The organism is Kaistia defluvii, assembly GCF_040548815.1.
Lineage (GTDB): Bacteria > Pseudomonadota > Alphaproteobacteria > Rhizobiales > Kaistiaceae > Kaistia > Kaistia defluvii_A.
Map to the genome: position 1 here is coordinate 901,933 of NZ_JBEPSM010000001.1, position 18,786 is coordinate 920,718.

The 18,786-nt window shown below is 64.2% G+C and carries 18 protein-coding genes and 1 tRNA gene; 9 read left to right on the top strand and 10 right to left on the bottom strand.

What is annotated here, in order from left to right:
* Positions 1-84: 84 nt before the first annotated feature.
* Positions 85-972 (bottom strand): YghX family hydrolase, encoded by an 888-nt coding sequence (gene yghX, locus ABIE08_RS04255; RefSeq protein ID WP_354548991.1) that lies wholly within the window; start codon positions 970-972, stop codon positions 85-87.
* Positions 973-1,185: 213 nt separating this feature from the next.
* On the opposite strand from yghX, the gene ABIE08_RS04260 reads away from it, so the two are divergent.
* The 4 genes from ABIE08_RS04260 (at position 1,186) to ABIE08_RS04275 (ending at position 4,560) form a co-directional block, all read left to right on the top strand.
* Entirely contained in the window at positions 1,186-2,172 is a 987-nt protein-coding gene (locus ABIE08_RS04260) for a sugar phosphate isomerase/epimerase family protein (RefSeq protein WP_354548993.1), read from the top strand.
* Between the two features lie 35 nt (positions 2,173-2,207).
* Positions 2,208-3,083, top strand: a complete 876-nt coding sequence (locus ABIE08_RS04265; RefSeq protein WP_354548994.1) for a MurR/RpiR family transcriptional regulator — start codon at positions 2,208-2,210, stop codon at positions 3,081-3,083.
* The gene (locus tag ABIE08_RS04270; protein ID WP_354548995.1) at positions 3,080-3,973 is read left to right on the top strand and encodes a ribokinase; all 894 of its coding nucleotides are present in this window, start codon (positions 3,080-3,082) and stop codon (positions 3,971-3,973) included. The genes ABIE08_RS04265 and ABIE08_RS04270 overlap by 4 nt, the downstream gene beginning before the upstream one ends.
* 158 nt (positions 3,974-4,131) lie before the next feature.
* Positions 4,132-4,560, top strand: coding sequence for a YbaN family protein (locus tag ABIE08_RS04275; protein ID WP_354548996.1), 429 nt, complete (start codon positions 4,132-4,134; stop codon positions 4,558-4,560).
* 46 nt (positions 4,561-4,606) lie between these two features.
* Here the strand turns inward: ABIE08_RS04275 and ABIE08_RS04280 are convergent, their stop codons facing one another.
* The 5 genes from ABIE08_RS04280 to ABIE08_RS04300 form a co-directional block, all read right to left on the bottom strand.
* Positions 4,607-6,427, bottom strand: a complete 1,821-nt coding sequence (locus tag ABIE08_RS04280) for an ABC transporter ATP-binding protein (RefSeq protein WP_354548998.1) — start codon at positions 6,425-6,427, stop codon at positions 4,607-4,609.
* A gap of 479 nt (positions 6,428-6,906) precedes the next feature.
* The gene (locus ABIE08_RS04285) at positions 6,907-7,803 is read right to left on the bottom strand and encodes a DUF1254 domain-containing protein (protein ID WP_354548999.1); all 897 of its coding nucleotides are present in this window, start codon (positions 7,801-7,803) and stop codon (positions 6,907-6,909) included.
* A gap of 387 nt (positions 7,804-8,190) precedes the next feature.
* A complete protein-coding gene (locus ABIE08_RS04290) occupies positions 8,191-9,234 on the bottom strand; it encodes a Gfo/Idh/MocA family protein (RefSeq protein ID WP_354549000.1) in 1,044 nt (347 codons plus the stop codon).
* A gap of 160 nt (positions 9,235-9,394) precedes the next feature.
* Positions 9,395-10,183 carry a ThuA domain-containing protein gene (locus ABIE08_RS04295; RefSeq protein WP_354549001.1) on the bottom strand — a complete coding sequence of 263 codons (789 nt, stop codon included), beginning with the start codon at positions 10,181-10,183 and terminating at the stop codon, positions 9,395-9,397.
* A 210-nt stretch (positions 10,184-10,393) separates the two neighbouring features.
* Positions 10,394-11,821 carry a DHA2 family efflux MFS transporter permease subunit gene (locus ABIE08_RS04300; RefSeq protein WP_354549003.1) on the bottom strand — a complete coding sequence of 476 codons (1,428 nt, stop codon included), beginning with the start codon at positions 11,819-11,821 and terminating at the stop codon, positions 10,394-10,396.
* Positions 11,822-11,979: 158 nt separating this feature from the next.
* Here ABIE08_RS04300 and ABIE08_RS04305 point away from each other — a divergent pair.
* Positions 11,980-12,054: transfer RNA gene (locus ABIE08_RS04305), tRNA-Val, on the top strand.
* Between the two features lie 523 nt (positions 12,055-12,577).
* Complete coding sequence (locus tag ABIE08_RS04310; protein WP_354549004.1) at positions 12,578-13,309, top strand: outer membrane protein; 732 nt, start codon at positions 12,578-12,580, stop codon at positions 13,307-13,309.
* Positions 13,310-13,555: 246 nt separating this feature from the next.
* Here the strand turns inward: ABIE08_RS04310 and ABIE08_RS04315 are convergent, their stop codons facing one another.
* The gene (locus tag ABIE08_RS04315; protein ID WP_354549005.1) at positions 13,556-13,720 is read right to left on the bottom strand and encodes a hypothetical protein; all 165 of its coding nucleotides are present in this window, start codon (positions 13,718-13,720) and stop codon (positions 13,556-13,558) included.
* A gap of 260 nt (positions 13,721-13,980) precedes the next feature.
* On the opposite strand from ABIE08_RS04315, the gene ABIE08_RS04320 reads away from it, so the two are divergent.
* From ABIE08_RS04320 to ABIE08_RS04330, 3 genes are all read left to right on the top strand, one after another.
* On the top strand, positions 13,981-14,163 hold the full coding sequence (locus ABIE08_RS04320; RefSeq protein WP_354549007.1) for a hypothetical protein: 183 nt from the start codon (positions 13,981-13,983) through the stop codon (positions 14,161-14,163).
* Between the two features lie 17 nt (positions 14,164-14,180).
* Positions 14,181-14,387 (top strand): cold-shock protein, encoded by a 207-nt coding sequence (locus ABIE08_RS04325; RefSeq protein ID WP_018184614.1) that lies wholly within the window; start codon positions 14,181-14,183, stop codon positions 14,385-14,387.
* Positions 14,388-14,659: 272 nt separating this feature from the next.
* Positions 14,660-15,364 (top strand): MgtC/SapB family protein, encoded by a 705-nt coding sequence (locus tag ABIE08_RS04330; RefSeq protein WP_354549008.1) that lies wholly within the window; start codon positions 14,660-14,662, stop codon positions 15,362-15,364.
* A 30-nt stretch (positions 15,365-15,394) separates the two neighbouring features.
* On the opposite strand, the gene ABIE08_RS04335 is transcribed toward ABIE08_RS04330, so the two are convergent.
* The 3 genes from ABIE08_RS04335 to ABIE08_RS04345 all read right to left on the bottom strand — a co-directional run bounded on the left by ABIE08_RS04335 (position 15,395) and on the right by ABIE08_RS04345 (position 18,668).
* Positions 15,395-15,976, bottom strand: coding sequence for a hypothetical protein (locus tag ABIE08_RS04335; protein WP_354549009.1), 582 nt, complete (start codon positions 15,974-15,976; stop codon positions 15,395-15,397).
* Positions 15,977-16,104: 128 nt separating this feature from the next.
* The gene (locus ABIE08_RS04340) at positions 16,105-18,390 is read right to left on the bottom strand and encodes an NADP-dependent malic enzyme (RefSeq protein WP_354549010.1); all 2,286 of its coding nucleotides are present in this window, start codon (positions 18,388-18,390) and stop codon (positions 16,105-16,107) included.
* Between the two features lie 92 nt (positions 18,391-18,482).
* Entirely contained in the window at positions 18,483-18,668 is a 186-nt protein-coding gene (locus tag ABIE08_RS04345) for a hypothetical protein (RefSeq protein WP_354549011.1), read from the bottom strand.
* Between the last annotated feature and the right edge of the window lie 118 nt (positions 18,669-18,786).

Genomic DNA, 18,786 nt, shown 5'->3' on the forward strand with positions numbered 1-18,786 from the left:
AGTGCCTCGAAAAGCCGTTGATAGCGGCGCGACGCCTGGAAGGGCGCCGCGCCGTTTCATTTCATCGGGCGGGATTGGGGCTGGCTAGGCCAGATATTTCTTGAACCAGTCGATCGTGCGCTGCCAGGCGAGATCGGCGGCTTCCTTGTCGTAGCGCGGCGTCGAGTCGTTGTGGAAGCCGTGGTTGGCGCCGGGATAGATATAGGCCTCGTAGGTCTTGCCATTGGCCTTCAGCGCCGCCTCATAGGCCGGCCAGCCCTCGTTCACGCGCGTGTCCAGCTCGCCATAATGCAGCAGGATCGGCACCTTGATGCGCGGCACGTCCTCGGCCTTGGCCTGGCGGCCATAGAAGGGCACGGCGGCGCCGAGCTCGGGATAGGCGACGGCCGCGGCGTTCGCGACGCCGCCGCCATAGCAGAAGCCGGTGATGCCGACCTTGCCAGTCGTGCGCTCGTCCTTCATCAGGAATTCTATCGCCGCGAAGAAGTCGTTCATCAGCTTTTCCGGGTCGACCTGCTTCTGCAGCTCGACGCCCTTTTCGTCATTGCCGGGATAGCCGCCCTTCGAGGTCAGGCCATCCGGGGCAAGCGCGATGAAGCCGGCCTTCGCGACCCGGCGGGCGACATCCTCGATATAGGGATTGAGGCCGCGGTTCTCGTGCACGACGACGACCGCCGGCAGCTTGCCCTCGGCCTTGGCGGGGCGGACGAGATAGCCGCGCACCTCGCCATGGCCGTTCGGCGAGGGATAGGTGATGTATTCCGCGACGATGTCGGGATCGGTGAAGGAAACCTGTTCGGCGAGCGCGTAGTTGGGGCTCATCGTCGCCAGGATGGACGCGGCGGTGACGCCGCCAATGGCGAATTTGGCCGCCCGGTCGAGGAATTCGCGCTTGGTGATGCGGCCATGCGCGTAGAAATCGTAGAGCTCGAGCAGTTCGGGATGGAAGTCCTTGGCGGTCAGTCGGGTCATCGGTGCCTCATGGGGTAAGGGGCAGGGGTGCGCCGTCGCAGGGAGGGGAATGATAGCGGCTGAGCGGGGTGTGACCAGCCCTGATGGCCCGCAAAGGCGCCGGCGCCTGTCGCGAGCCGTGCTTCGGCCGCGAGGCGGATACGGTCGAAACTTTACAAACTGGTAGAAAAATGTGAAGTGAGCGGCGCCCTTCCGCAGAACAGGTCTGACGCCGTGAGCCTCCGCTTTGCCACCCGCCTGAATTCCTTTGCCTCGCGCGCCGAGGCCGAATGGCCGGACCAGAAGGGCAAGCCGAGCGTTCTGCAGATGGCGGCGCGGGCCGCCAAGGTGAATGGGCTGACGGATCTGGATCTGAACTATCCGGACCATGTCGGCGAGGATCCACGCGTCCTGGCCGGAAAGCTCGGCGATCTCGGGCTCCAGATCAATGGCTTCGCCATGCGCTACTACACCAACCCCGCGTTCAAGCTGGGCGCGTTCACTCATCCGGATGCCGCCGTCCGGCAGGAGGCGATCGACCTCACCAAGCGCGGCATCGATGCGGCGCGCGCCGCCGGCTCCAACCTGATGACGATCTGGCTCGGGCAGGACGGCTTCGACTATGCCTTCCAGGGCGACTATGACCGGATGTGGGATCACGAGGTTTCGGGAATTCGTGAAGTTTGTGCGCATGATCCGGACTGCCTGATCAGCATCGAATACAAGCCCAACGAGCCGCGCGCCTACAGCCTGATGCCGGATTGCGCGACCACGCTGCTGGCGATCCAGGAGGCTGGCGCGCCCAATCTCGGCGTGACGCTGGATTTCGCGCATGTGCTCTATGCCGACGAGCAGCCTGCTTTCGCGGCGGCGTTGATCGCGCGCCACAGCCGCCTGCTCGGCGTTCATCTCAATGACGGCTATGCCAAGCGCGACGACGGGCTGATGGTCGGCGCCGTGCATTCCGTGCAGACGATCGAACTGCTGCGCCAGATCCGGCGCGATGGCTATGCCGGCGCGATCTATTTCGACACCTTCCCGGATATGACCGGGCTGGACCCCGTGCGCGAATGCGAGGTGAACATCGCCACGGTCCGGCGCATGCTGGCGGTGGTCGACCGGCTGGAGCGCGACAATCGCCTCGGCGAGGCGATCGACCGGCAGGACGCGGTTGCGTCCAACGCCATCGTGCAGGAAGCCATGCTGGCGCCTTCGAACTGACGCCGACAGGCTTTCGGCCGCTTGAGAGGTCCCGCATGGTCCCCGAAGACGCGAACCCCAGTTCCATCGGCCCGCGCATCCGCATGATGCTGCCGTCGCTGACCCCGCGCGAGGCGCATGTCGTCGAGGCGGTGCTGGCGATGCGCGATTTCGGCGTGGAGACGCCGCTGAAGCGGATCGCGGCCGGGACGGGAGTCTCGGAGGCGATGGTCGTCAAGATCACCAAAAAGCTGGGCTTCGACGGTTATCGCGGCTTCCGCGCGGCGCTGGCGCAATATAACCGGCTGCCGGCCGCTGGCATGCATCAGGACCTCTCGCCGGAGGATACGTCGCGCGAGATCATCGAGAAGGTGTTCCGCACCTCGATCCATGCGCTGGAGGAAACGCTGGCGATCCTCGACGTCGAGGCCTTCGACCGCGCGGTGGATGCGATCCATGGCGCGCAGCAGCGGGATCTCTACGGCGTCGGCGGATCGGCGCAGATCGCGCGCGATGTCGGCCACAAATTCCTGCGCATCGGCCTGCGCGCCAGCGTGCAGGACGACGCGCACATGATGGCGATGTCGGCCTCGCTGCTTGAACCCGGCGATATCGCGATCGGCTTCTCGCATTCCGGCAATACCAGCGCGGTGATCGAGGCGGTCCAGCTGGCGCGGCGCAATGGCGCGCGGACGCTGGCCATCACCAACTACGATCGCTCGCCGCTGGCCCAGCAGGCCGAAATCGTGCTCTGCTCGACGGCGCAGGGGTCGCCGCTGATGGGCGAAAACGCGGCGGCGCGCATCGCCCAGCTCAACATTCTCGACGCCGTGTTTGTGGCGGTCGCACAGCGCGACTACGCGCGGGCGGAGCGCAATCTCGATAAGACCATGTCGGCCGTTGCCGCCAACCGAAGAGACAAGACCCTATGAGCGAGAGCGCCCGCACCGTCATCGTCTTTGGCAGCCTGCATTATGACGTGATCGTTCGCGGACCCGCCCGCCCGCGCAAGGGCGAGACGATCACCGGCCAATCCTGGCAGCCAAAATGCGGCGGCAAGGGCGGCAACCAGGCGGTGGCTGTCTCCCATGCCGGCGCGCACAGTGCGATGGTGGGCGCGGTGGCGGAGGACGATTTCGGCCGCACGCTGCTGCACAACCTCGACCAGCAGGGTGTCGACCGCCGCTTCGTCCGCGTCCTGCCCGGCGGCTCCACCGGCATGAGCGTCGCGATCTTCGACGGCGAGGGCGATTATGGCGCGGTGATCGTCTCCGGCGCCAATCTCACGCTTTCCGAGAAGGACGTGCAGGCGGCGGCCGAGCTGTTTGCGTCCGGGCCGATCCTAGTGCTGCAAAACGAGGTGCCGGACAGCGCCAATGTCGCGGCGGCAAGCGCGGCGAAGCATTCCGGCGGGCTGGTGATCCTGAACGCGGCGCCGGCGCGCATGCCTTCCGAGGCGCTGACCGCGAAGGTCGACATCATCGTCGTCAACGCGATCGAGGCGGAACTGCTGGCCGGCGTGCCGGTAGTGGAGAGCCTGGAGGGCGCGCTCGCCGCCGCCCGCATCTTGTCGCGGAGCTATCCGACGGCGGTCGTCACGGCCGGCGGGGAGGGCGTCGCCTGCGTGACGGCGGCGGGCGAGGAAATCGCGATTCCGGCGATCCCGGTCAAGCTGGTCAGCACGCATGGTGCGGGAGACGCCTTCATCGGCATGCTGGCCGCCAGCCTCGCCAGGGGCAGCGCCCTGGCGGAGGCGCTCGCCAACGCCAATCGCGCCGCGGCCGAACTGGTCAGCCGCCCGGCTCCGGAACCGACTGTCTAGAGGCCTCACTTTCGCTTCGCCCACCGTTGCAAGGATGGCGCTTGCGGCGTTCAACGGGACGGGGCTCTTGCCTGGCTGCGCAACGCGTGCCATTCGCCGGGCAGGGCCGGCGGTGGAAGCCGACCTTGCGAACCCGATGAACCGGAGGCAATTCCCAAGTGGAGCCGGAGCAACGCCCCGGAACGAGAACCGGTTCGGCCCTGAATTTCGGTCGGCGGGCGGGCTATGTCGTGCTGGGATTCGTCTTCCTGGCGCTCGCCATCATCGGTGCGCTCCTGCCCATCATGCCGACGACGGTCTTCCTGATCCTCGCCGCCTGGAGTTTCGGCCGGTCGTCGCCGCGGCTGGAAGCGTGGATGCTCAATCATCCGCGCTTCGGCCCGGTATTGCGCGCCTGGCGCGAGCAGGGCGCCATCCCGCGCAGGGCGAAATGGTTGGCCTGCGGCGGCATGGCAATCGGCTATGCGGTGTTCTGGTGGACGGCCCAGCCGGCCTGGTGGCTCGCCGCGCTCGTTGCGGTCGGAATGCTCGCCTGCGCGCTGTGGATCGCCACGCGGCCGGAGCCCCGGCAGAAGGCGCTCCCGTAGAGAAGGGGGCTTTGGGCCGACCGCAAGCCGGCCCAAAGCGTTGTCGTCAGGCCGCGAGGCCTCGGGTCAGGTCCATCGCCTGCCGCTCGAACAGCTTGCGATAGATGCCGTCCTCGATGCGGACCAGCGCCTCATGCGTGCCCTCTTCCGCGATCTGGCCACGGTCGAAGACCAGCAGGCGGTCGAGCGCGCGCACCGTCGACAGGCGGTGGGCGATGACGATCGCGGTGCGGCCTTCCATCAGCCGCTCCATCGCCTCCTGGATCAGCGCCTCCGATTCCGAATCGAGGCTCGAGGTCGCCTCGTCCAGGATCAGGATCGGCGCATCGGCCAGGAAGGCGCGGGCCAGCGCCACGCGCTGGCGTTCGCCGCCCGAGAGCTTGACGCCGCGTTCGCCGACCAGCGTCGAATAGGCCTGCGGCAGTCGTTCGATGAAGTCATGCGCATTGGCGAGCTTCGCCGCCGCGATGATTTCTGCCATCGACGCGCCGGGGCGCGCATAGGCGATGTTCTCGGCCAGCGAGCGGTGGAACAGGATCGGCTCCTGCTGCACGATCGCGATCTCGCCCCGCAGCGACGACTGCGTGACATGGGCGATATCCTGCCCGTCGATCACGATGCGGCCATCCGTGACGTCGTAGAGACGCTGGATCAGCTTGACGAAGGTCGTCTTGCCGGAGCCGGAATGGCCGACCAGGCCGATCTTCTCGCCCGCTCGGATCGTGACGTCAAAGTCCTTGTAGAGCGGCGTGTTATGGCCGGCATAATGGAAGGTGACGTTCTCGAAGCGGATCTCGCCCGCGCCGACAACCATCGGCACGGCGTCGGCCTTGTCCTCGATGCCGAGCGGCTGCGCATGCAGAGCGACCAGTTCTTCCATGTCGTTGACCGAGCGCTGCAGGTTGCGGATATGCACCCCGACATCGCGCAGGTAGCCCTGCAGCAGGAAGAACGCCGTCAGCACGAAGGTGACGTCGCCCGGCGTCGCCTGGCCATGCCACCAGAGCAGCAGCACGGTGCCGATAATCGCGCCGCGCAACAACACCAGCAGAATGCCCTGTGCCGTGCCGTTATTGGTGCCGCGGATCCAGGTGCGCGACGTGCGCGAACGCCATTTGGCGACGACACGCGAAAGCCGCGTGTCCTCCCGGTCCTCGGCGCCGAACGCCTTCACCACCGCGTTGCAGGATACCGCGTCGGCGAGTGCGCCGCCAAGCTTGGTGTCCCACTGGTTGGCGAGGCTCGCCGCCGGCGCGACATAGAACAGCGACAACGAGACCGTCATGGCGATGTAGAGCACCGAGCCGATCGCGATGATCAGGCCCATGACCGGCCAGTAGGAGCCGAGCAGGATGGTGGTGCCGACGAGCATGGCGATCGAGGGCAACAGGGCCAGCAGCAGCGTGTCGTTCAGCAGGTCGAGCGCCCACATGCCGCGCGTGATCTTGCGCACGGTCGAGCCGGCAAACGCGTTGGCATGCCAGTTGGTGGAAAAGCGCTGGACGCGGTGGAACGCATCGCCCGCAATGTCCGTCATCATGTTCAGCGTCAGCCGGATGATGGCGAGGAAGGCGCAATGGCGCAGTGCCATCATGCCGACGCCGAGCGCCATCAGCGCGCCAAACGCATGCAACGCGGCCGAAAGGGCTTCGTCGCGGTCCTGGATGCCACCGGCGATCGCATCGACGAGACGGCCGGCATAAAGCGGCAGCAGCACATCGGCCATGGTGGATACGAGGATGGTCAGCCCGATGCCGACGATCAGCAAAGGCTGCTTGTGCCAATGGGCGAAGGTGAAGCCAAGCACGTTGGAGAAGGCATCGGCCCGCCATCGGATGCGAAAGCGCGGGAATCTGAATCGAGTCATGATGACAATCCGGACGCGTCGATGACGCCGATCCGGTCCCAAAAAGTGAGAAAAAGGACTGCGAGCGACGCGCAATCAATGCGCGGACGGCTCACGGTGAAACGGTTTGAGTATCGAGAAGCGGGATCTCAAGAAGCCGCGGGATGAGACCGAGGCGATGCCCGCTGAACGTCCGAACTAGCGGCGGGGAAATCCCGAAGCCGGCTTAACCGGGGCGACGACAATATGCAGCGATGCCATGCAAATCCCCCCGTGTTCGGAGTTGAAGGAAGCGTTTTTTATAGCTGTGACATTCTGGATTGCAAGCCCGGGGCGCTCGGTTTGCGGGTCGCGTGTCGTCGCCGCAACACACAACCGGACGTGTTTCGCGCGAAAAGGAAGCCCAAAATGCGATCGGCCCGGGCAAAGCCGGGCCGATTTCTAACATTTTCGTCGATTTTCGGCGGATTGGCCGAGCGTCGCGTGCTGGCGGCGGAAGGTCAGTTCCGGGGGATCGCGGCCGGGAAGGTCCACTCGCCGGAAAGGATCGGCAGTTCCGGACGATAGAGCCGCGCCGTATAGTTCCAGCCGTCGACGATCGGCAGGCAGTTGGCGATCTTGCCGTCGCAATCGCCGAGCTGGATCGTCACCGAGCCGTCGTCGTTCTTCTTCGCGGTGATGTTGTTGATCGAGTAGGCGTTGTGCTCGTTCTTTTCGAAGAAGCCCTGCTTGTTGTAGACGGAGATGGACCAGAAATCCTTCACCGGCACGTCCTTCGGCACCTGGATGGTGTAGACCGTCTTGCCGTCATTCTTCTCGGGCGTGAAGCTCTGGTAGTTGGCTTCGCTGTCGGGAAGCCCGCCCCAACCGGCCGCCGTGCCGATCAGGTGCTGGACGGGATCGACCTGATCCCGCGTGCCGAAGGCGCCATGGAACGACGGCTGGTGCCGTGCCAGCACGAGCAGACCGTTGCGGATATCGGTGAGGCTGTCCTGATCCCAGTCCGGAAGCTCGAGCTTGCCGGCGTCCTTCTGGCTGACCGCGATGGAGTCCTGCAGCTTGTGGACCTGCTCGAGATCCGCGGGATCGTTGGGATCGACCAGCGTCCGGATCGCCACGAAGGCATAGCGGGTGCCGAGCTTTTCCTGGCTCAGCGTGACCGTCTCGTTGCCGTGGGCGACGATCGGCACGTAGTGGTCCTGGTCGACGACCATCATCGACATGTAGCGCTTGCCGGAATCCGGCAGCGAAATGGTGACCGGACCGCCGGCAAGATCAAATACCGCGAACGAGTAGAGCGTGTCCCGGTTCATGCGAATGACGGTCTGGTTGTCGATTGAAGCGGGCGCGCGGGAGTGCTGGAACTTGCCCAGTCCGCCGACCACTTTCGCGTTCATCGCGAGGTAATTGTCGGTCTCTGCCCGGACGAAGTTTTCCGTTGTGACGGGAGCCTTGCTGTTGGATCCCTCAGCGAATGCGCTGCCCGCGAGGGCGACAGACGCAAGCAAAAGACCCAATCCAACCGAGCGAAACATAGACATACCCCTTGATTCCAGACTGCGCTGCGCAGTCGCGGAGGACGATTTCACAGGCTTCGGTGGCGTTCAACCCAAATGGCACGCCAGCCCGAACCGTCCACCAAGAGTAAGCCCGCCGAATGACTGAGATAATACGCTAGGTACAATTCGTGCGCGCCGGGAGAAATTCTATGGGGCAAACATGTTCCAGAACGCACTCGGCCCGGACATGCCGGGCCGAGGTACTGTTGGGCAGCGAAGGCGGGATCAGCCGATCTTCTTGCGCACGACGTCCTGGTCGAAGCACATGTCCAGGATGCGCTGGATCTCGGCGGCGCGGCGGAAGCTCGGGTCGCCATTGATGCCCGTGTTGCAGGCCTGCACGAAGCGCTCATAGGTCGTGACGACGGGCGGGCACTCGACCGGCTTCCAGGTCTGCGTCTCGATATCGGGGCCGACGCAGATTTCCAGCGACGACGTGCGGCCGTCGGTCATCACCTTCAGCGCGCCTTCGGTGCCGAACAGCTGCAGCGTCAGGTCGTTGGCATGGCCGGTGGCGAAGCGCGTCGCGGTGATGGTGCCGATCGCGCCATTGGCGAATTCGGCCATCATGATCGCCGAGTCGTTGGCGTCGAGCTTATATTCGCCGATCTGGTCGCCTTCCGCCTTGTGGAAGGTCTTCAGGCGGCTGTCGACCGTGGTGATGTCGCTATCGGCGCCGAACGAGGCGAAGTCGACGATGTGAACGCCGATGTCGCCCAGAACGCCCTTGGAGCCGTGCTCTTCCGACAGGCGCCAAAGCCAGCGCGATTCCGTGCGCCAGTCGCCCCACTGCTTGCCGACCAGCCAGCTCTGCAGATAGGACGCCTCGACATGGCGGATCGAGCCGATCCGGCCGGCCGCGACCAGCTCGCGCGCCTTCTGCAGCGCGGGCGAGTTGCGGTAGGTGAGGTTCACCATGTTGATGACGCCCTTCGCCTCGGCCTCCTCGGCCATGACCAGCGCGTGCGGGTAGTCGGTCGCGAGCGGCTTCTCGCAGAAGACATGCTTGCCGGCGGCGAGCAGCTTCATCGTCGTGTCGTAGTGGACGGCGTCCGGCGTCACATTGGCGGCGGCGTCGAACTGACCCCACTCGATCGCCGCATCGAGATCGGCGAACAGGTTGGTGATGCCGTGCTTCTTGCCGAAGGCGGTTCGGCGCGTGGCGTCGGTCTCGACGGCGGCGACGACGGTGGCGCCCGGGGCCGCCTTGAAGGCGATGGCATGGCTTTCGGCCATGCTGCCGGTTCCCAGGATAAGGATCTTGACCATGCGTTTCACTCTTGGGTGGCGGGCTTGGGTGACGGGAGCATGTCCCGAGAGGGTGGACTGTCTTTCACCTCTCCGGGGGGAGAGGCTGGTCGCGAAGCCGGCGGGTGAGGGCGGGCGCGGTGGATTGCGCCCCAGCCCGCCGCTTCGCGTTTGGCGAGGCTTAGTGGAAGCCTTCCTCGCCATGCTTGTGCAGCGTCTCGCCCTTGATGGTGAGCGGGCCGTTCGGGGCCTTGTCGGCCGGCGTATTCGGCGCCTTCTCGATGCCGGCCCAGGCCGGAGCGGGGTTGTAGGCCCACTTGGCGGCGTTCTTCAGCACCTGCTTGACGTCGGGATTGTAATAGATCGGGTAGGTCTCGTGGCCGGGCGAGAAATAGAACACCTTGCCGCCGCCGCGCTGCCAGGTCAGGCCCGAGCGGAACACTTCGCCGCCTTCATACCAGGTGACGAACACCGTCTCCTGCGGCTCGGGAACCGTGAAGGGCTCGCCATACATCTCGGTCTGCTCGATCTCGAAATAATCGGACAGGCCCTGGGCGATCTGGTGGTTGCGGTTGATGACCCAGACGCGCTCGAGCTCGCCGGCCTCGCGCCACTTGAGTGAGCAGGGGGTGCCCATCAGGCGCTTGAAGATCTTCGAGAAGTGGCCGGAATGCAGGACGATGAGGCCCATGCCTTCCCAGACGCGCTGCGCGACCCGCTCGACGACGGCGTCGGAGACCTCGCCATGCGCCTTGTGGCCCCACCAGATCAGCACGTCCGTATCGGCCAGGCGCTGCTCGGTCAGGCCGTGTTCCGGTTCCTGCAGCGTCGCGGTCGAAACCTCGATGACGGGATCCTCGTCCAGGCCCTTGGCGATCGTGGTGTGCATGCCTTCCGGATAGATCTTCCGGACGACTTCATTCTCTTGCTCGTGGACGTTTTCGCCCCAGACAACAACGCGGATCGTCATGACCTTGGTCTCCCTAGACGGTTCCTGTCGCGCGACCTTGCCGGCCCCGCCAGATCGGTAATGCTCGCTTCGGGTGACCCGGGTGTGAAGCCGGGGGGTCGGATCAACCCAAAGCGCTTTGGATCGTAAACCAGCCCACCTTATCGTGCATCCCCGGCGACGCAATATCCACCGGTCGTGGCAGATGTGTCGCAGGCAGCGGAGCTGGAATCACTGGGTCCGGCCGGTGAGATCGTCGCCGGCGTCGCGCGGCAGGCGGGCGCAGACGAAGGCGGCGAGCAGCGACACGCTGGTCACCGTGAGGAAGGCGGCGGAGAAATCGGCCATTACCGGCGTGTCCCGTCCGGAGAGCGCGACGGCGACATGCAGCACGCTCGCCGAGACGCAGATCCCCAGGGACAGCATCATCTGCTGCATGGTCGTATAGAAGCTGGTCGCAGCGCTCATGCGGTCGCGCTCCACCTCGGCATAGGCGATCGTGTTGTAGGCGGTGAACTGCAGCGATTGCGAGAAGCCGCCGATCAGCAGCACGAGATAGACGGCCGCGATCGGCCAGTCGGGTCGGAAGGTCGCGTAGATCGCCAGGAAGGCGCTGGCGATGACGCTGTTCCAGATCAGCGTGTTGCGGAAGCCGAAGCGGCGCAGGATCGGAGCCGCGGAAGCCTTCATCGCCATGGCGCCGGCCGCCGAGACGAAGGTGACCAGCCCGCTATGGGCAGCCGACATGCCGAAGCCCAGCTGCATCATCATCGGCAGCAGGAAGGGCATGGCGCCGGCGGTGATCCGCGCCAGGCCGCCGGCCACGACCGACAGGCGGAACGTCTTCAGCCGCATCAGTGACAGGTCGAGGATCGGCGCCGCATGGCGTCGGGCATGCGCGATATAAAGCGCGCCTGTGACGAGGCCGACCGCGAGCAGGACCAGCGCCGTGCGCGGTGAAGCCGCGCCGCGGCCGCCCGTCTCGAAGGCGAAGAGCAGCGAGGCGAGCGCGGTGCCGGACAGCAGCAGCCCCAGCCCATCGAACGGCCGGCGGATCTCTTCGCGGATGTCGTCGATATAGTGGCTGGCGAGCGCGATGCCGATCACACCAAGCGGCAGGTTCACATAGAAGATCCAGCGCCAGTCGAGATAGGTGACGATGAAGCCGCCAACCATCGGCCCGATCACCGGGCCGATCAGCGCCGGCACCATCACCCAGGCCATGGCGGAGACGAAATCGGCGCGCGGCACGCTTTTCAGAATCACCAGCCGCCCGACGGGCACCATCATCGCGCCGCCCAGCCCCTGCAGCACGCGGGCAAACACCAGGAAGGGCAGGTTGTGCGCCTGGGCGCAGAGCAGCGATCCCGCCATGAAGATGGCGATCGCCGCACAGAAGACGTTGCGCGCGCCAAACCGGTCGGCGATCCAGCCGCTCGCCGGGATGAACACGGCAAGGCTGAGCAGATAGCCGGTCAGCGCCACGCTCATGTCGAGCGGCGACACGCCGAAACTCTTCGACATGGTGGGCAGGGCGGTGGCCAGAACGGTGGCGTCGAGCTGTTCCATGAACAGCGCGCTGGCGACGATGAGGGCGGTGATTCGATAGGCGGGGGCGGCGGGGGACGCGCCGGCGCCGAGGACGGAGTCGCTTGGCATGAGATGCATTTCGTAAGGTGGGCTTCCTATTTGGCCGAGGAGGCCGGAAAGCGCAATTCACAATCCCGTGGTATATCCCGCCGGCGCGGCTTGACTTCATCCGCCGCGGCAATCTATATCCGGCCACCTTCACCGGAGCAGTTTACTGCCCGGCGGCAGGGCGGTTAGCTCAGCGGGAGAGCATTCGCTTCACACGCGAAGGGTCACTGGTTCAATCCCAGTACCGCCCACCATTTTCCACTCGACTCGATACTCGCGACATGGACCGTGCCCAGGCTCCCTTGGCACCCCGCAGTGCAACTTGCCCCCCCGATGGACAGGCCGCCCGGTTCTCGAGCCCGGCGGTACCGGTCCCCGCGCGCCCCGCTCCTCTTGGTAATGCACGACAAGGTTGCAGATCTTATTCGCTCTTGGCGCAGCCTTCCTGAGAGGCCGATGGAGGGGGTGGGTCAAGACCGCTCCTATTGTTTGTTGTACAAGCAAGTATCTATGTGTCTAAATGAGTTGAAGTAAAACATTCCTTTTAGAAACGTACGCCAGGTACATTTTTAAACTTTTGGACTGCAAGCAAATGCGCAGTAATCTATCTTTTAGCTGCCATTTTTGCTTTGAATATCAGAATTTTAACTAAAAGTTAAAAGTTAATGACCAATAAGATTCCATAACAGAGCATCGTTGTTGCTTTTATGCCATGGACCCGCACGCTGGGGCTGTGCTACCAACGAAATCACTACCTACCGATTTGGAGTGATTTGCATGAAATTCCGGCTCGCTGCTGCCTTGTTTGCCATGGGTTTGTCGACCGCTGGCGCGGCCGACCTGACCTATGAACCCGCTCCGGTTGCACCGGCGATCGAGGCGTTCAACTGGACTGGCTTCTATGTGGGTGTTCATGGCGGCTATGGCTGGGGCCATACCCAGGACACGCATAACCCGAACGCATTCGGCCAGACGCTGACCGGCGGCTTCGGTGGCGCGCAGATTGGCTACAACTACCAGCTCCAGAACAACATCGTGCTGGGTGCCGAGGCGGATGTCGCCTATAGCGGCGTCGGCAAGGACTGGGGTGGTTCGAACCAGTTCGACCCCTATTACGGCGAGGACAAGATCGACTGGTCCGGCACGATTCGGGCGCGCGTCGGCTATTCGGCCGATCGTTTCATGCCCTACCTCACCGGTGGTCTGGCTTGGGCGAATGTCGACCACAAGCTCGGTTGTGACGCCAATCGCGTTGCTGTGACCATTGGCGGCTGCAAGGCTCCTTTCGAAACCTCGAAGTCCGACACCGCCTGGGGCTGGACGGTCGGCGCCGGCGTCGAATACGCCGTCACCAACAACGTCACCGTCAAGGCCGAGTACCTCTACACGGACCTCGGCAAGAACGACGTCACCCTGATCGACGTGAACTATCCGACCAACCCGGTCAATAACCGCGAATTCGACACCTCGTACAATTCGGTCAAGCTGGGTCTGAACTACAAGTTCTGATCCGCGGATCCCTGAACGAGTCGAAGGAAGGCCCTGTCACCTGTGGCGGGGCCTTTTTCATGGGATGTCCAGGGTCTGGAAGGTCAGGCAGGGAAGCGGGCTAGGCGAATCCGGCCGGGACGCGGTGCTACGCGCCGGGCCATGGCCGGCTGGCTGCGCCTCTATCGCGGGGCGAACAGGGCGTGATCGGCCGGAGCTGAGTCCGACCTTTGGCGGTGCGTTCGCGCCGCGGGAGAGGGTGGCGGGCTAGACTTCCTCGAGCATCAGGTGGAGCTGGCTTTGTTCAGCCACGCGCTCATGCTTCTCGAGTTCGCTCTTGATCCGGTACTGCAGCCGTCCGCCGGATTCGGGGAGGGCGGCGACGATGACATAGATGCCGGGAGCCGAGCTGAAAATCTTGCTCCGGTCCATCGTTACCCGCTGTCCAACTTTATATGAATGTGCCATCCGGAAATTGTAGCAGAAATTCGCTGTCAAGAGTCGGTCTTTTATGAGGCTATTTTTACAGCTGATCAATTTGCCGCCTACGGAAGATCGATAGGCCTATCTGGCTCATTAGAAAAAGACTTGAGGAATAATTTGCATTCACCGCTTCCTTCGACTAGGGTGACTTATCCCAGCCGAACAGAGCGGGAGTTCGACAGGCGCATTCGTCAATGCAGCGGTCGTCCATGAACGAAGCGGACGGATGTACTCCGTTTCATTTTTTCCCTGATCTCCTGACGATTGATCAGATGCTCTGGTTGGGTTTGCGAACCGGATCGGTGAATGTCGTCGAGCGCCTCAAGGGCTGCCGGTGTGTTCCCGATCTTGTTCGCTTCGAAGGCGCGCTGGCATGGTGCTGGCGTGAATGACTAAGGTAGTTTTCTAAATGGCCGATATTGGCACCGTTAAGTTCTTCGATTCCACGCGCGGCTTCGGCTTCATTGCGCCTGACGCCGGTGGTCCGGACGTCTTCGTGCATGTGACTGCTCTCGAAGCGGCCGGCATGCGCTCGCTCAATGAAGGCCAGAAGGTTTCCTTCGACGTCATCAGCGATCGCGGCAAGACCAAGGCTTCGAATCTCGCTGCAGTCTGAGCCTCGCGCACAGACCTGAAATCGAAGAGCCCGGCTTCGCGCCGGGCTTTTTTGCGTCTGGATTCCACTTTCGGACATTGTGGTGGACCGCGCCCGATGGACCTCCCTTGTGGGCACCGGGTACCGCCTGGGCCTCGCGGCAGACGCTGCTCGCTCGGCTCCACCCCACACTCCCTGATGGCGCCCCCGCCGCCGGAGATGGGAATCGGCGACGAGCGTGCTAAGCAGGGCGCTGGGCCTCGCGATGGGGCCGCCCAGACGGACGCCTCGCCTTGACCTCCCTATCAAGCGCCTTGTCGATCTCGCCCAACCTCGCCGCGGCCCTTGTCTATGGCATGCTGATTGGGATGGAGCGCCAGTGGCGGCAACGCCACACTGGTCTCAGCACGCATGCGCTCGTGGCGCTGGGCGCCGCAGCTTTCACCTCCTTGGCAATCCTGCTCGAAGGCTCAACCGACATTCGGATGGGTGGGCAGGTCGTCACCGGCATTGGCTTTCTCGGCGCCGGATTGATCATGCGCGACGGGCTCAGCGTACGTGGCCTCAGCGGCGCCGCAACGATCTGGGCGACGGGCGCCGTGGGCACGCTGGCCGGCTACGGCTTTCTGATCGAGGCGGCGGAAACCACAGCCTTTGTGCTCTTCATCAATATGGTGCTGCCGCGTCTTGGCCTGTGGATCGAACGCTTTTCGCCCGAACAGGCAATGGTCGAGCGCTTCTATGTGATCGAGCTGAAATGCGCCGCCAGCGACGAGGCGGCGATCCGCGCCAAGCTGCTGGAGGCGATGACGGTGCAGAAGCTGCGTCTGCATGGCTTGGAAAGTCATTCGATCGCTGATACCGGCAATGTCGAAGTCGAGGCCGTCGTTTACAGCACGCGGCAGGAGGACCGCCTCGTCGAGGGGCTGGTCGGTCAACTCAGCTTGTCGCCGCTGATCTTCTCGACGAGTTGGACCTCGACCTCGCCGCCGGAATAGCTGCGGGTCGCAAGTTCCGCCGGCGCCGCTTTAGGTGGAAGCCAAGGTCTGCGTTTCTCCCGCCTTTCGCGGCGCGATGCGGACGTCCATCGCCTTGATTTCCTCGTAGCGCTTCATTTCGCGCGCATAGGGGCGCCAGTCGTAGAGCAGAAGCTCCGCCGGGCGCCAGAGACCGACCCAGCCGGCAATGATGAAGCCTTCGCCAAACAGGCGGCCGACGGCGTGGCGGGTAAAGATCACTTCCTCGAACAGCAGCGACATCGCCAGGCAGATGGCCCAGAACACCAGTCCGATGCGCAGCGCCTTGCGGCCCTCCAGCCAGGTTTCGCGCTTCTTCTGCACGGCGAGGCGGATCTGCGCGTTGCAGTAATTGGTGATGGCGGTGCGGACCCGGGCGGGCAGGTCGGGCGTGATCATCGCCTCCGGCAGGTGGATGACGATGCTGCCAATGCCCTTCTGGCTGCTCGGGCGCGCGTTCATCGTGTCGATCAGTTGATCGATTCCCGAGGCCTCGATGTTCTCGCCGAGGAATGGGTCCACTTCCGGCGTCTGGAAGAAATTATGGATGTCGCTCAGATAGAGATCGACGGTCTCGTCAGCCGGGCTGGTCATCGCGACGTGGCTCGTTTTGAAAGGGAAGCGCCTGCAAACAACAATGGCCGGCCCCAGCGGGACCGGCCATGATTTAGAGCACGTCGATGCGCGCCGGCCTACCCCGGAGGGGATGCCGGCGGTTGCAATCAGACGCTTTGCGCTTCCACCGCCGCCAGCGCCGTCATGTTGACGATGCCGCGCGAGGTGACGGACGGCGTCAGGATATGGGCCGGCTTGGCCGCGCCCAGCAGGATCGGGCCGACATGCAGCGCGTCGGTCATCACCTTCACGACGTTCATCGTGATGTTGGCGGCGTCGAGATTCGGGAACACCAGCAGGTTGGCTTCGCCGGTCAGCTTCGATTTCGGCATGACGCGGGCGCGCAGCGTTTCGGACAGCGCGGAGTCGCCATGCATTTCGCCGTCGACTTCGAGATCCGGCGCGGTTTCCCAGAGCAACTCGGTCGCCCGCCGCATCTTGGCGCTCGAGACGTTGTCGCGAGAGCCGAAATTGGAATGCGATAGCAGCGCCGCCTTGGGCGTGATGCCGAAGCGGCGGATGTGGTCGGCCGCGAGCCTCGTCACTTCCGCGATTTCTTCCGCAGTCGGGTTCTCGTTGACATAGGTGTCGGTCAGGAACGTCGTCGCGCCGGAGGAGATCAGCAGGCTCATCGCCGAATAGGAATGGCTGCCGGGCCTCAGGCCGATGATGTCGCGGATGACGCGGAAATTGGTGCGGAACTGGCCTTCCAGGCCGCACAGCAGCGCGTCGGCGTCATTGCGGATCAGCGCCAGCGCGCCGATGGCGGTGGCATTGGTGCGGACGATGGTGCGCGCCGCTTCTGGCGTGATGCCGTGCCGGCCCATCTTGTCGAGGTAGAGATCGACATAGTCGCGATAGCGCTTGTCGTCCTCGGGATTGATGATCTCGCAATCGATGCCCGGCTTGAAGCGCAGGCCGAAGCGTTTGACGCGCGTTTCAATGACCGAGGGGCGGCCGATCAGGATCGGCTGGGCCAGGCCGTCTTCCAGCGCGACCTGGGCGGCGCGCAGCACGCGCTCGTCCTCGCCATCGGCATAGATGACGCGCTTCACGTCCTGCTTGGCGGCCGCGACCATCGGCTTCATCAGCAGGCCGGACTTGAAGACGAAGCGCGTCAGCCGGTCCATATAGGCGTCGAAATCGGTGATCGGCCGCGTCGCCACGCCCGAATCCATCGCCGCCCGCGCCACGGCCGGCGCGATCCGCAGGATCAGGCGCTGATCGAAGGGCGAGGGGATCAGGTAGTCCGGGCCGAAGGAAAGCTGCACGCCGCCATAGGCCTGCGCCACGACGTCGGACGGCTCTTCCTGGGCAAGCGCGGCGATTGCGTGTACCGCCGCCTGCTTCATTTCCTCGTTGATCGTCGTCGCGCCGACATCGAGCGCGCCGCGGAAGATATGAGGAAAGCACAGGACGTTATTGACCTGATTGGGGAAATCCGACCGGCCGGTGCAGATCATCACGTCGGGCCGCACGGCGCGCGCGTCGTCCGGCATGATCTCCGGCTTCGGGTTGGCGAGCGCCAGGATCAGCGGACGCTCGGCCATGCGGGCGACCATGTCGGGCTTCAGCACGCCGGCCGCCGAGAGGCCGAGGAACACGTCGGCGCCGTCGATGATTTCGGCGAGCTTCCGCTTGTCGGTCTTCTGGGCGAAGACGGACTTCCACGGGTCCATCAGCGCCTCGCGGCCCTCATAGACCACCCCTTCGATGTCGGCGACCCAGATGTTTTCGAGCTTCGCGCCGAGCGCGACCATCTGGTTGAGGCAGGCGAGCGCCGCGGCGCCCGCGCCGGAACAGACGATCTTCGCCTCGGTGATCGGCTTGTCCTTCAGCTTCAGCCCGTTGATGACGGCCGCGCCGACGATGATCGCCGTGCCATGCTGGTCGTCATGGAAGACGGGGATCTGCATCCGGGCGCGCAGCTTGCGCTCGATCTCGAAGCATTCCGGCGCCTTGATATCCTCGAGATTGATGCCGCCGAAGGTCGGCTCGAGCGCGGCGACCACGTCGACGAACCGGTCGATGTCGCGTTCGTCGACTTCGATGTCGAACACGTCGATGCCGGCGAATTTCTTGAAGAGGACGGCCTTGCCTTCCATCACCGGCTTCGAGGCCAGCGCGCCGATCGCGCCCAGGCCGAGCACGGCGGTGCCGTTCGAGATCACGGCGACGAGGTTACCGCGAGCGGTGTAGTCGAAGGCCTTGGCGGGATCGGCCTCGATGGCGAGGCAGGGCGCGGCGACGCCGGGCGAATAGGCCAGCGCCAGATCGCGCTGATTGCCGAGGGGCTTGGTCGCCCGGATCTCGAGTTTTCCCGGCTGCGGGAAGCGGTGATAGAAGAGCGCGCTCTCGTCGAGATCAGCGCCCGCCGGGCTTTTGTCGGTCATTAGTCCTGCCTGCGAACGATACGGATGGATAGCAGTTGCCTGCTAGGGATCCGTCGTAGCCGATCGGGGCCAGCGAGGCGAGCGAATGGTGGTCAGAACGCCGCGAAGTTCGAACGAGTCGCAGCACCACAGGCGACGCCCTTGCTCATGCACATGCTGATGGCTGAGGTGCGGGGATCGCGGATGTCGGAATGTGCCGGACGCTGCACCAGCTCGGCGAGGCCGATTCCGATCAGCGTGGCGAAGAGGGTGACGGCGAAGAAGGAACGGGTGGCCATGACGCAATACTCCAGAAGCCCTGGTCGATCATCGGATCCTGCTCCCCCGCAGCTGAACCCGACCTGAAACCTGCGTTTAGATAGCGTTCGGAATTCTTGCGATTTGATTAAAATTGTC